General features: G+C 42.4%; 11 protein-coding genes. 6 read left to right on the forward strand and 5 right to left on the reverse strand.

Going from position 1 to position 13,101, the window contains the following annotated elements; genetic code table 11:
* Nucleotides 1–44: 44 nt before the first annotated feature.
* From rsmF to Q4549_RS02100, 4 genes are read right to left on the reverse strand one after another with little or no spacing between them, the layout of a single operon-like run.
* Complete coding sequence (rsmF, locus tag Q4549_RS02085; protein WP_303552823.1) at nt 45–1,517, reverse strand: 16S rRNA (cytosine(1407)-C(5))-methyltransferase RsmF; 1,473 nt, start codon at nt 1,515–1,517, stop codon at nt 45–47.
* Nucleotides 1,484–4,087: a PqiB family protein gene (locus tag Q4549_RS02090; RefSeq protein ID WP_303552822.1), complete on the reverse strand. Its 2,604-nt coding sequence runs from the start codon at nt 4,085–4,087 to the stop codon at nt 1,484–1,486. The genes rsmF and Q4549_RS02090 overlap by 34 nt, the downstream gene beginning before the upstream one ends.
* On the reverse strand, nt 4,074–4,625 hold the full coding sequence (locus Q4549_RS02095) for a paraquat-inducible protein A (protein WP_303552821.1): 552 nt from the start codon (nt 4,623–4,625) through the stop codon (nt 4,074–4,076). Before Q4549_RS02095 ends, Q4549_RS02090 begins: the two co-directional genes overlap by 14 nt.
* A gap of 40 nt (nt 4,626–4,665) precedes the next feature.
* Nucleotides 4,666–5,232 carry a paraquat-inducible protein A gene (locus tag Q4549_RS02100; RefSeq protein ID WP_161985141.1) on the reverse strand — a complete coding sequence of 189 codons (567 nt, stop codon included), beginning with the start codon at nt 5,230–5,232 and terminating at the stop codon, nt 4,666–4,668.
* Nucleotides 5,233–5,399: 167 nt separating this feature from the next.
* Between Q4549_RS02100 and Q4549_RS02105 the strand changes: the two genes are divergently transcribed.
* The 4 genes from Q4549_RS02105 to prc all read left to right on the forward strand — a co-directional run bounded on the left by Q4549_RS02105 (nt 5,400) and on the right by prc (nt 8,895).
* The gene (locus Q4549_RS02105; protein ID WP_137673284.1) at nt 5,400–5,660 is read left to right on the forward strand and encodes a YebG family protein; all 261 of its coding nucleotides are present in this window, start codon (nt 5,400–5,402) and stop codon (nt 5,658–5,660) included.
* 3 nt (nt 5,661–5,663) lie between these two features.
* Nucleotides 5,664–6,143: a GAF domain-containing protein gene (locus tag Q4549_RS02110; protein WP_303552820.1), complete on the forward strand. Its 480-nt coding sequence runs from the start codon at nt 5,664–5,666 to the stop codon at nt 6,141–6,143.
* An 81-nt stretch (nt 6,144–6,224) separates the two neighbouring features.
* Nucleotides 6,225–6,854: an RNA chaperone ProQ gene (proQ, locus tag Q4549_RS02115; RefSeq protein ID WP_303508856.1), complete on the forward strand. Its 630-nt coding sequence runs from the start codon at nt 6,225–6,227 to the stop codon at nt 6,852–6,854.
* Nucleotides 6,855–6,882: 28 nt separating this feature from the next.
* Nucleotides 6,883–8,895: a carboxy terminal-processing peptidase gene (gene prc, locus Q4549_RS02120; RefSeq protein WP_137673281.1), complete on the forward strand. Its 2,013-nt coding sequence runs from the start codon at nt 6,883–6,885 to the stop codon at nt 8,893–8,895.
* A gap of 61 nt (nt 8,896–8,956) precedes the next feature.
* Here prc and Q4549_RS02125 read toward each other — a convergent pair whose 3' ends face one another.
* The gene (locus tag Q4549_RS02125; protein WP_303552819.1) at nt 8,957–10,882 is read right to left on the reverse strand and encodes an exoribonuclease II; all 1,926 of its coding nucleotides are present in this window, start codon (nt 10,880–10,882) and stop codon (nt 8,957–8,959) included.
* Nucleotides 10,883–11,014: 132 nt separating this feature from the next.
* On the opposite strand from Q4549_RS02125, the gene cobO reads away from it, so the two are divergent.
* On the forward strand, nt 11,015–11,611 hold the full coding sequence (cobO, locus tag Q4549_RS02130; protein ID WP_303508862.1) for a cob(I)yrinic acid a,c-diamide adenosyltransferase: 597 nt from the start codon (nt 11,015–11,017) through the stop codon (nt 11,609–11,611).
* 192 nt (nt 11,612–11,803) lie between these two features.
* Entirely contained in the window at nt 11,804–13,093 is a 1,290-nt protein-coding gene (locus tag Q4549_RS02135) for a serine dehydratase subunit alpha family protein (RefSeq protein ID WP_303552818.1), read from the forward strand.
* The last annotated feature ends 8 nt before the right edge of the window (nt 13,094–13,101 follow it).

Below are 13,101 nucleotides of genomic sequence, written 5' to 3' on the forward strand. Positions count from 1 at the left end.
CTAATAGTTTGCTAAGTGTAGTTGCAAATACTGTATTTGCAAGTTCACGCCAGCCCCTTGTCTTTAACCAATTCACGTGGGTAAGAGTTTTTAATTTTGTTTCTAATCCACTTGCCTAATCCTATTACCTGACCTTGATAGCTTAGTGCTACTTCACCTTTATTCGCGTTTGGATAGGCAATATCTTTCCCTTGATAAAACTCATGGGCTTGTTGACCATTTAACTCAATGAGGTTGTTGCTGATGTTTGCACCTAGAGCTGTTATTGCATCGTGGCTTGTTCTAAAGCCGTGTTTAAACTCTTCGGCTAATTTCACTCCTACTCGTTCAAAACGCATTTCATCTTTAACTAACAAAAAGCTGTTAGGTAATAACCAGTAGTCGCTGCCTTTGATAAATACCGAATAATCAGTTGGCAGTGTAAGGCCAAACGATTGTGAAAAGTGCAGTTGTATAGCGCTTGTCTGCTTAGCGCTTGCCGCTTTATAAGCAAAGGGCTTAATCCGCTTTTTAATCACTTCAGTAGGCATTGATTGGTCTGACTTACGTAAAGCAGCAACAAAGAATCCCTCGCTGTTAAAGCGTTGTGGCCAAACGTGCAAATACCCTTCAGGGGTTATCGCTTTTTGGCAATCAGGAAAAAGCTGGCTCAGACTGATTGGTTCAAAGCTATTCGGGTATTGAAGATTAACCTTATCAATCACTTGTTGGTTTTCTTGTTGGTTAAGAGTACAGGTTGAATAGATGACCGTTCCACCTGGTTTTAATGCATGTAGTGCACTGGCCAATAGCTCACTTTGCAATGTGGCAATACTCTCGACATGCTGTTCACTCCAGTTATCCAAAGCTTGTGGGTCTTTTCTTAAAGTGCCTTCACCAGAGCATGGCGCATCAAGTAAAATGGCATCAAATTTCTCTGTCATCCAAGTGCCAAATACTTCAGCACTAAAGTGGGTGATAGCTGCATTTGTTACTCCACAGCGAAGTAAATTGGCGCTTAAGACTTTTACTCTACTCGCGGAGAACTCATTGGCGACAATAGCGCCTTGCCCCTTAAGCTTAGCGGCCATTTGAGTGGTTTTGGACCCAGGTGCTGCGGCTGCGTCTAACAACAGACTATCGTTGTTAGCATCAAAGCAATGAAATAGGGCGCTTACCGGTAACATGGAGCTAGCTTCTTGGATGTAAAACAGTCCAGCCATATGTTCAGCTGTGTTACCTAAAGAGACGTTCTCGTTTTCGCGTTCAATCCAAAAGCCTTCTTCGCACCAGGGGATGGGTTCTAGTTGCCAGCCATTATTCTTAGCTAACTGAGTAAACTGCTGCACATCGGTTTTTAAGGTATTAACCCTAATACTTTTGCGCATTGGTTGCTGGAAAATCGCTTTAAAGCTAGCCAAACTCAGGTCGCTGGGAAGGTCTTTCTCAATGCGCTCTATGAATTTTGCTGGGAAGTTAATTGGTTTAGTCAAAACGAATAGGTCTAAGGTTGAATAGAAGGGCTCCATTGTAGCCATTTTTCGTCGTATGTGGACTGTAATTGATATTTATCGTTATCATTTGCTAATTCGGCCAAGGGCGTTGTTTCTGGAGTCGCGAAGGCAATACCCCCAGTTAACAGGGTTTCCATTGAATCAAGACGAATATCTGCCCCGCCTAATCCCAATTTTACATCCACTCCCGAAGCATTCCAAAACACACTATTAGCCCTAACTAAATGGCGATAATTTGAGTCAATATTGAGTCGCGCTAGAATTTTTGAGCCATCCAGTTCTAATTTCGCTTTATCAACAGTGCCCACTTTATACTGTTTATATAATACCGGGCTGCCTATTTTGAGAGAGCCAAAATGGCTTGAGCTTAACCACACATGTAGTGAACCCTTGTCGGTATTAGGCACCTCTTTTAACAGCTTAAATGTTTGAAGCGGTTTCCCTTTACCAGGCAATGCGTTAATAAAATCGCCTTTGACCAAAGTATCCAAATTTTTCACTTCAGATAAGCTAATCGATGCACTTTCTTGCCAATACAAGCTGCCACTGCGTGCGAAGTTGCGGTAATAAGGGAAATCTAGCTCAGCACTTGCCGTTAATGTGCTTAAGTCTTCACTAAATCTCAGTTGGGTGATTTTACCAATCTGCTGGCCTTGGTATTTAATTGGCATGTTGTTGTATATGCCGTGGCTATCTTGAGTAGATAGGGCGATATTTAAGTGCCGTTTAGTTGCCAATTGTTTTGATTTATAAATAGTGCGCTGGGTTTCTTTAGCCAATTCGTCGAATTGGTCAAAGCTTATACCGCCTAACACGAGTGATTTTAATGACTCACTGTTTACCGATAATCCCTCTAAACTGGCTTTAATTTCTAAGCCAGAGGCATGCCAAAAACGCGTGTTATCAGTGACTAGGTAACGGTAATTACCGTAGATTTCTAGCTCAACTTCTATTTTCCCATCTTTAAGTAGCTGATAAGAATCTACTTTACCCACCGGTACACGTCGATATAGTACTGGTGCCCCTTCAGCTAAAGAACCCAAATAGTCAGTGTTTACCGTAAGTTTGAGCGGTGCTAGTGCTTTTTCTTTAGAAAGCAAAGCGGCTTGTTTGTTGTGGTGTAATCGGAATGTTTTACTGGTACTAGTCTTTTTGGACTGCCCAGGTAATAAAATAATAGGTGACTGTATAAACCCGCTTAAACCACTGCTTTCTACAGTGATGCCATTCAAGTCAGCTTCTATCGCTAACGGACTTTGGTTATAGAAACGAGAATTAATGGTGAGTAGGCTTGCGAATTCTGGTGCGATATATGTCGATAACTCAAAACTTCGTTTTTTTAGCGTCAGCGCAAGAACTTTACCTATGGTTAGTCCATTGTAGACAATAGGGCTACCTGAGCTCACACCTTTAACGTTATCAGTAGTCAGCGTGAAGGTTTTACTGCCCTGTGGTGGCTTAGGGGCTAAAGATAGCTCAAATTGTGTAGCAAGCTCTCCTTGGTCGGCAATAACTTCTATCTGCTTAGCACCGACTAAGGCCCCTATATTTTTAACGCCATTTAAGCCAATTTCGGGTTTGATAAGAACAAGTTGAGTAGAACTATTAAACAAATCTTCGTATTTGGGCTCAACCAAGGCTTTAGCAGTAAACTGGTCATGACTGCCGTTGTTTATAATTTCGCTAACAAAACCAATGTTAGCGCCTCGATAAACTAGTTTACTCCTACCTGCCACCAATCCATTTTGCTGTTGCATACTAATTTGAATCGGCTTGCCGCGGTGAGAATCCTTTAGGTTATCGTAGAGGGTAAAGCTTTGCCCTTTTGTGGCAATGGCAGATTGAAGAGGGCTGTCAAAACTCACACCACCAGAAATAACACTGGCTAAGCTCTCGCTGCTTATCTGCATTCCGTCTAGGGAAATATCTGCCTCAAAGCCACTCACATTCCAGAAGCGCGTATCTATTTTCACTAAATGAGCGAACTGAGGCCTTATTTGAATATCAAATTCTACTTTGTGTTCGTCTGTAAGTTGGTAACGTTGAACCTCACCAACTTTAATCTTTTTAAAGTAAATCGCGGAGCCTATATTTAGAGAGCCTAAATCGTCAGCGTTTAGTCGCACGTTCAGACCTTTGCCTCTAATGATGTTTGGTGGCTCTGAGAGGGCAACAAAACTGTCGTCATATTTCCCTGTGCCAGGGTTTAGTTCTATATAGTTACCAGATACTAAGGCATCTAAACCACTAATTTCAGTAATTGAGGCCTTCGGTGTCACTAACCAAAATTGGCTGTCAGCTTTTAAAAGCTGTTCGGCTTCTCTTTTAACTTCAGCTTTTACTATTACCCCTTCCAACTTAGGGGCTAATGCGACTGACTTAACTACGCCGATATCTAAGCCCTGATAGAACAACTGTGTTTGCCCAGCAGTAATACCTTTGGCACTTTCGAACACAATATCAATTTTTACGCCGGCTTCTGACCACGCTTTAAATAGCAGCCATGCTCCTAGCACTATCGCTAAAATAGGCAGCAACCAAATAGGGGAGATTACGCGTTCTTTTTTAATCTCTGGAGCACTAGCGTTGTTCAAGTTGTTTATCCCATATAATTCTTGTGTCGAATGACTTAGCAGCAAATAATGTTAACAAAACAACTGCACCAAATGCTGTAGCACCGGGCCCGGCTTCTACTCCGACTAAGTTGTTACGTTCAAAAACCGCTATCATAATTGACAGTACAAACAGATCAAGCATCGACCATTTGCCGATAATGTCAATTATCCTATAAATAACAATACGTTGTCGATTATCTAAATTCATCTTGAATTGCAAGCTGAGCATAATCACGATTAAGCCAACAAGTTTCATAACTGGAACAACAATACTGGCTACAAAAACGACGATGGCAATGCCTACCATGTCGTCTTTTATTAAACTAATTACACCAGACATTATTGTTTCGTATTGAGGCGCTCCGCGGGTACTTAGCACGGTAATAGGCATTAGATTAGCGGGGAAAAGGCCTACTGTAGCGGCAATAACAAATGCCCAACACTTTTGCAGGCTGTTTGGGGTTCTGGTATGCACTCGCATATGACAGCGTTGGCAATGAGTTTGCTCTTCGGACATAGAAAGTTTGCAGTGTCTACAGAGCTTTAAACCCATTTGCTTAGCGGATGTGTACATAGCGCTCCCAGTATTCTGCTGGTTCTATCCGTTGAATCAAACGAGTAGACAACAATAGCGTAATACATATACACCAGAGGCCATAACCTAAATCAATATCTGCATATTCAACCAGTTTCACTAGGGCGACTAAAAAGCTGACGATATAAACCTCTATCATGCTCCAGTGAATCAAATCATCTTGAAAATGCAACGCAGTGGCAAGACCTGGCGCTTTCCAGCCCTTGCTTAACGACAACGATGTGTAACAAATAAGGCTAAAAAGCAGTATTGGTGCAATGAAACTGGCGATAACGACAGCAAAACCTACTAGGTAATAGCCGTGCTCCAACAGCAATACTGTGCCACGAAGAATGTTAGCTGAGCTGGGTATTCCCAAGAATGTAAAGCTTAATAAAGGGTAAGTATTTGCAAGAGACACCATAATTAAGCAGGTAAGGGCGAGTGCAAATTGGCTAGAAAATCGGGCTCTGTTACCTCGCGCTAAGGTATGCTTACAGCGTGGGCAAATAAGAACTTTACCGGCTCTGCAATGGGCGTGCGTATCCACTAAAAGATCACAACTTGGGCAAATGGATAGCTTTGATAACTCAGAAGATTTCATAATCTACATATTAGCCAAGTCGAGCCAACTATGCTGTAAAAATTTGTCACTAGTAGTTTAAAAATGAATGATGCATACTATCCTGTATATAAAAACAGTAAACGGAGGCAGCGGTGGCTGTAATTATTAAATATGTCGTCGAACGGAACGGTGTAGAGAAAATGACTTTTAGCTCAAAGAAAGAAGCCGATAACTACGACAAAATGTTAGATGTTGCCGATCAACTTACATTGTTGATTAAGCACGCAGAGCCAAAACTTAACGAGCAACAAGCAGAAAACTTAGGTTTTTACCTTTCATCGCAGCGCAACGCTTTACAACAGGTGCTAAAGGGCCAAGAGTTTGAGCCATCGATGATAGAAGAAGAGGCTTAAAGCTTGGAACAGGTATCAACACGTTATATCACGCTTGGCAAACAGTTAGACGCTATTTTAGACAAAGACCTACCTTACATATCAAGCTTAGCAAATTTTTCTGCTTTATTGTGGCTAGAGCTAAGCGATATAAATTGGGTTGGTTGTTATTTAACAAACCAAAACAAAGACACATTATTTTTGGGCCCGTTCCAGGGTAAACCTGCTTGTACCTCTATTACTGTAGGTAAAGGTGTGTGTGGCGAGGCATTTGCTCAGCAAGAAACTCTAAGAGTGGCTGATGTTCATAGTTTTCCTGGCCACATCGCTTGTGATAGCGCGAGTGAGTCTGAAATTGTGGTGCCATTCCGTTTAAATGGACAACTCTTTGGGGTAATCGATATTGATAGTCCTAAGCTTTCCCGTTTTGGTGCCGATGACCAAATTGGTATCGAGCATTTAGTTAACGTGCTGGAAAATAACTTGGCGGATGTGCATTTTTAATGGCTTTTCAATATACGCTCACTATAATAGCCGAAATCAGCCCTGTCGCTGTACCAGAAGAGATGTTTAAGAAAGGTCATCATGGAACAAACTAATAAACTGAAAAATAGTAAAGAAGTCATTCAATATTTGGCAATGCAATTTCCTAACTGTTTCTCTACAGAAGGTGAAGCTAAGCCACTTAAAATTGGTATTTTTCAGGATTTAGCTGAACGTCTAAAAGAAGACGAGAAAGTTAGTAATACTGTACTTCGCTCGGCACTGCGCCAATACACTTCAAGCTGGCGCTACCTACATGGCGTTAAAGTGGGTTCTAAGCGAGTTGACTTAGACGGTGTTGAAGGTGCTGAAATTGAGCAAGAGCATGTAGAACACGCGCAAAAAACCTTGAAAGAAAGCAAAGATAAAGCTTTTGCTAACAAGAAAGCGCAGGCCGAAAAAGCCGACAAAAATAAATCTGGCGAACGTAAGGCTAAAGCTGAATTTAAACGTACTAGTAAACCGAAACAAAGTACCAATAAACCAGCGGTAGAGAAAAAGCCGATTGAAAAAATCGACAGTAAAGATTTAGTTGCTGGGAAGCAAGTACGTGTATTGGTTGGAAAAACACCAATGCCGGGCCAGATCTCAGAAGTAACAAAAGATGGCATTGCTGTTACACTTAAAAGCGGTATGTTAGTTAAAGTAAAAGCAGAACATATCGTCGCATAATCGTATTTAGTAGTGAGAATAGGTGCCTATGAAATATTTGAGCCGTCTGTGGCTATTTTTTTTAACGCTTAGTTACTCAACTCTGTTGTTGGCTCAAACGCCTACATTAGGACAAGACGCGCTACCCACATTAAGCCAGCAAAGCCAACATGCAACAGCGGCTAAAAGGATCAGCGCTTTATACTCCCGTTCACACTACCGCAGTGTTCCGTTCGATGATGAACTTTCCAGCGAAATGTTTGATAAGTTCGTACAACAGCTCGATTACAATCGCAGCTTGTTTCTTGAGGAAGACTTTCTTCGCTTCGAGCGCTACCGATTCAGTTTAGATCAAGACATACCAGCAGGGCGTTTAGAACCGCTTTACTCTATGTTTGATTTGTCCCTTAAACGTCGTTACCAGCAATTAGTCTATTCATTACAGGTTCTCGATGAACCGATGGATTTTACTAAAGACGAAGACTTCCAATTTGACCGTAGTGAAGCAGACTGGCCTAAAACCCAAGCAGAGATAAAAGAACTGTGGCGTTTAAAGGTTAAGTACGACGCGCTTAACTTAAAGCTTGCGGGCCGAGACCACGACAAAATTGTAGAGGTGTTAGCTAAACGCTATAACAGTGCGATTAAACGTTTGGTGCAAACTAGCAGTGAAGATGTTTTCCAAACGGCTATGAATGCATATTCTCGTAGCATTGAACCGCATACCAGCTATTTGTCTCCTCGCACTGCAGAGCGCTTCAAAATGGAGATGAATTTATCTCTTGAAGGCATTGGAGCGGTGTTGCAAGGTCAAGATGAATATACGGTTATTCGTAGTTTGGTACCTGGCGGCCCTGCTGCAATGAGTAATCAACTAGGTCCTGAAGACAAGATTGTGGGAGTTGCCCAAGGCGAAGATGAGATTGTAGATATTATCGGCTGGCGTTTAGATGACGTTGTCGATCTTATTAAAGGCCCTAAGGGAACCACTGTTCGTTTAGAAATCTTGGCATCGGGTGGCAAAGTCGATGGCAAAACTAAAGTTGTTGATATTATTCGCGACAAGGTTCGTCTGGAAGACCGCGCCGCCAAAAGCGAAGTTATTGAGCTACATGGTAAGAAAGTTGGGGTACTTAACGTACCGAGCTTTTACGTAAACTTAAGTGAAGATGCTAGCAAAGAGCTCAATAAACTTGACGAAGAAAACATCAGCTCACTGATTGTTGACTTACGTGGAAATGGCGGTGGTGCGTTAACCGAGGCAACAGCGTTAACCGGGTTGTTTATTCCGCAAGGGCCTGTAGTTCAAGTACGTGATCAGCTGGGCCGCATTACCGTTAACAATGATACGAGTAATTCGGTAACTTACAGCGGCCCAATGGTGGTGTTAATTGACCGTTATAGTGCTTCAGCATCAGAGATTTTTGCTGCTGCGTTACAAGATTACGGGCGCGCACTGGTTATAGGCGAACAAAGTTACGGTAAAGGTACTGTTCAGCAGCATCGTGGTTTAGGCCGAATTTACGATTTGTACGAAAATGAGTTAGGTCATGTTCAATACACAATTGCTAAGTTTTATCGTATCGATGGTGGTAGTACTCAGCACCGCGGTGTAGTGCCTGATATATCTTATCCTTCAGCTTTGTTACCAGAAGAAACTGGTGAAAGCGTAGAAGATAACGCACTACCTTGGGACAAGATAAAGCCCGCTCAGTACAAGCTATTAGGTGACGTTAGTCCTTATATTGAAGCCTTAGATAAAAAGCATTCAGCACGAATTGCCAATGATACTGAATTTCAATATATCGTTAGCGACATAGCCGACTACCGCAAAGATAAAGATATGGTGTCGGTTAGCTTAAGTGAAAAATCACGTATCGCGCAACGGGATGAAAAAGAGCAGAAACAATTAGCTCGATTAAATGAGCGCTTAGTTCGCTTAGGTAAAGAACCCGTTAAAGATTTAGAAGATGCGCCGAAAGATTTAGAACTAGATGATGCATTTTTAACTGAAGCTGCCGAAATTGCTCTAGATTACTTAGAGCTACGTAACCCAAGTTAATGTTTGTCATTATTAAAAAAGCCAGCTTATAGCTGGCTTTTTTAATTTTAGGTATCTTGGTTTAAACCGGGCTAGCTACTATTGATTGCTGTAGCTTTTTCACTTCAGTGATTTTTACTTCAATGATATCACCAAGACTAAACTGCTTATCTTTGGTAGTGATAGTGCCTAACTCACTTTCAATGCTTAAGTCTTCAGTTTTGTCTGCAAGCTTTGTTTTAGGAACAAATGCCGACGCGCCGCTGGCTAACAATCGAATGTTTAAACCACCGCGATTAATATTGGTCACTTCTGCCTCTAAGCCAATGTTTGGATCTTGTTCAGCAAAATACTCACAGTATAAATAAGTGGCCATCTCACGTTCGGCAAAACGTTGGCGCTTTCTGCAGTCGCTTAAATGTTCAGCTAGTGATTCAGACAACGGTGAGTTTGGCGTTTCTCCGTTAAGCACCGACTTAATTAAACGATGATTAAGTAGATCGCTGTATTTACGGATTGGAGAGGTCCAAGTGGCGTACTTTGCTTCACCTAAACCAAAGTGAGGCAAACAAGTTTCACTGTAAATACTAAAATTGAAATGTCGTTTAACTAATTGATCTAAGGTTTTGTTGCCGCTAGCAATAATGTTACGACGCAACTGACAGAAGTACTCTAGATCATTGAGCTTATCTCGCTCTACCGATATTTCAAATCTGCCAAGTAGTTCAACTAGGCTGTCTAGTTTCTCTTCTTTAAAGCCTGAATGGCTAGCAAATACACCGCGACCTAAATTTTCATCCAAGAAACGTCCACCGCATATGTTTGCAGCAACCATTGATTCTTCAATCATGCGATTGGCGCTACGGCGATTCTGGCGCAAAATGTCCATCACTTGGCCTTTGTTATCCAAAACAAACTCGTAATCTGCTTGGTCTCCAAAAACTGAGGTATTTTGTTCACGCCATTGGTAACGTTGCTGGCTCATTAAATCCAGTTGCTGAAGAGCGATAGCGAGTTCTTCATGCTGGGCAAGTTCTAGATTCGTCTGCTCTATAAAATCTGAAACCTGATTGTAGTTAAGTCTGTGCTTAGACTGTACATTAGCTAAATAGAAGTTGGCATTGTTAAGTAGCTCGCCATTAAAACCAATCTTCATTTCGCAAACTAATGCCGGCCGCTGCTGTTCAGCAAGTAATGAGCAGCGCTCATTGGCCAATTTACTTGGCATCATCGGCACAGTGCGGGCTGGGAGATAGAGAGTAAAAGCACGTTTTACAGCGGCTTTTTCTATCTCACCTTGCTCTTCCAAATATGCGCTAGGGTCGGCGATAGCTACTTTTAGCGTCCAATGGTCTGCATCGCGTTTGATTGATACAGCATCATCCATGTCTCGAGTGCTTTCACCATCAATAGTAAAAAACAATTCATTAAGTAAGTCTTTACGCTCAATGTTTGGATCAATGATGTTTAAGTCACCAGCAAATTCTGGCTGATCCCATGCGAGCTGGTGTTTAAGCGTGGTCGCTTTCCAGCGGGCAAAATTATCGTCACTTTCTGCAATAAACTCTACGATTTCAGCTTGGAAATGATCGTCTTTAAGTGCATGTTTCAGCAGCTTAGCCATCACCCAATCGCCTTGTTTGATTGAAAAACCACTGTCTTTTTTAACTTTGGCATTCAAGGCTTGGTTTATTAGAGGGTGATCTACCTGTAGTTTGGTTCGCTTGTCTACAAAAGTTACGCGCGCTACAAAGGTATCAAGTGCTGCGTCGACTAGCTCTTCTGGTTCAGCTGATTCTTTACCACTGTTTTCACGAATGACCGCGCTAATACGGTCGCCATGAATTAGCCTCTTCATCATAGGGGGAGAGATGAAGTAGCTTTTTTTATTATCTGTTTGAAGGAATCCAAAGTTTTTTTCGGTGGCTTTAACCACACCTTCAACAGTTGGAATCGTCTCTCTAATTTGCTGCTTCAATTGGGCTAATAGAGGGTTATCTTTAAACATAAAGGCTTCCATCATTTATCGTGAAAGCACTATACCCAAAGGTTTATAGCTATTCTAGAGAAACAGTACTGGTTTATTGGCTTTAGCTCAGGCTACACTTGCCAACAAATGGGTAACAAGTGAAGAGCAGGGATGAGTAAAGATCAAGAGAAACACCAGCAGCGTCAGGAAAAACTAAAAGCTAGCGTTGATGCAAAGGTAGAGGATGCGCAAATCGAAAAAGGCTTGCTGCTAGTCATAACCGGAAACGGTAAAGGTAAATCAACCGCTGGCTTCGGCAACGTTGCGCGTGCAACTGGCCATGGTTATAAGGCTGTTGCCGCGCAGTTTATTAAAGGCGGATGGGAGTGTGGTGAGCGAAATTTGCTAGAAAAGAATGGTGTTGAATTCGCTGTTATGGCGACAGGTTTTACTTGGGAAACTCAAAATCGAGAATTGGATACTCAAGCTGCGCAAGAAGTGTGGCAACGTTGTAAGCAATGGTTAGCCGATCCGTCTATTTATTTGGTGTTATTAGACGAGATAACTTACATGTTGAGTTACGACTATTTAGACGTAGATGAAGTGGTAGCCGCCATTGAGCAACGCCCTAAAGAACAGTCTGTAGTGGTTACTGGACGCGCTTGTCATCGTAAAGTGATAGAACTGGCGGATACTGTGTCGGAAGTTAAAAACGTTAAACATGCTTTTGAGTCTGGTATTAAAGCTAGAAAAGGCGTGGATTGGTAGTTATCGGTCTTCCTCCTCAAGCCCTTTTCCTGGGGCTTGATTTCTTACATCAATATAAAGTTAGAAATATATTGCCAATTTTAGATTATAGTTGAAAAATAATGTCTCCATTTGGCTGGTCATAGCCAAAAACGCCAACATTTTCTAAGCCACTAAAAATATCATATAGGTATCTTAAATCACCGAGAATTCATGATGGTAAATCAGTGGCAACAGTATATAGACCTAGTACAAAAGGAAGTGGTACCGGCATTAGGTTGCACCGAGCCAGTCACTGTTGCTTTAGCGAGCGCTAAGGCGAGCGAATTACTGGGTGGGGTTCCCGATCATCTCACCATTAAGGTTACTCCCAACTTATATAAAAATGGCATGGGGGTATTTGTACCTGGTACCGGTAAAGCCGGTTTGCCTATTGCCGCAGCAGTTGGTGCTACTGCAGGCGATGCAGATAAAGGTTTAGAGGTTCTTGCAACGATCAGTGATCAAGGCTTGATTAGGGCAAATCAGCTTTTAGACGAAAAGCGTGTGTCGGTGTCGATGGTTAGCAATGACGATGTACTTTACACCGTGGTAAACGCAAGTTTGGCTGATAAGCATGTAGAAGTGTGCATTGCAAAAGCGCATACCCGTTTCGAATATATGGTAGTGAATGGTGACCTTGTTTACCAAGCAGAAAATGTACAATGCACGAGCTCAACTAGCGAGCAGAGCTTAAGCTTAACGATTGCCGATATTTTGGCATTTATAACCTCGGTTCCCTTAGCTGACATAAGCTTCATTAAACGCGCGGCAGAGTTAAATAAAGCCCTCGCCGATACCGGTTTAAGCGGCAACTTTGGCTTAGGGCTAGGCGCTAGTTTACAAAGCCAAATGGATCAGGGCCTACTAAGCGATGACTTACTCGGACGAGCAATGCGTTTGGGCGCCGCGGCGTCAGATGCGCGCATGGGCGGCGCTCATCAAGCTGCGATGAGCAATTCTGGAAGTGGTAATCAAGGTATATCTGCAACTATGCCAATTGTTGCCTTTGCTGAGTTACGCGATCTAAACGATGATCAATACGTACGCGCGCTAATGCTTAGCCATTTAGTCGCCATTTATGTTAAATCTAAGCAAAATAAACTATCCGCGTTATGTGCTGCTACCACGGCCGCAATGGGTTCTACCGCAGCACTTACTTGGTTACTAAAAGGTGACTTAGCGGCTATCCACCGGGCTATCAATTCTATGATTGGTGATGTGTCTGGTGTGTTTTGTGATGGAGCAAAAGCAGGTTGTGCCATGAAGGTATCAACCGGTGCAAGTAGCGCAGTTAAATCGGCGATACTCGCTGTTGCGGGCCGCTGTGTGTCTTCTCAGCAAGGCATTGTTTTCGAGTCGGCTGATGACAGTATTACTCAGCTGGGCCTTATGTCTAAAACTGCTATGTTGTCTACCGATGAAGCCATTATTGCAACCATGCAGCACAAGCAAGTTGGCTAACAAAGAGT

The organism is Agarivorans sp. 2_MG-2023 (genome assembly GCF_030548085.1).
Lineage (GTDB): Bacteria > Pseudomonadota > Gammaproteobacteria > Enterobacterales > Celerinatantimonadaceae > Agarivorans.

Coding starts and splice junctions, on each gene's coding strand:
- prc (WP_137673281.1), top strand. CDS start 6,883: ATGAAATATTTGAGCCGTCTGTGGCTATTTTTTTTAACGCTTAGTTAC.
- Q4549_RS02125 (WP_303552819.1), bottom strand. CDS start 10,882: ATGTTTAAAGATAACCCTCTATTAGCCCAATTGAAGCAGCAAATTAGA.
- Q4549_RS02095 (WP_303552821.1), bottom strand. CDS start 4,625: ATGTCCGAAGAGCAAACTCATTGCCAACGCTGTCATATGCGAGTGCAT.
- rsmF (WP_303552823.1), bottom strand. CDS start 1,517: ATGGCTACAATGGAGCCCTTCTATTCAACCTTAGACCTATTCGTTTTG.
- Q4549_RS02135 (WP_303552818.1), top strand. CDS start 11,804: ATGATGGTAAATCAGTGGCAACAGTATATAGACCTAGTACAAAAGGAA.
- cobO (WP_303508862.1), top strand. CDS start 11,015: ATGAGTAAAGATCAAGAGAAACACCAGCAGCGTCAGGAAAAACTAAAA.
- proQ (WP_303508856.1), top strand. CDS start 6,225: ATGGAACAAACTAATAAACTGAAAAATAGTAAAGAAGTCATTCAATAT.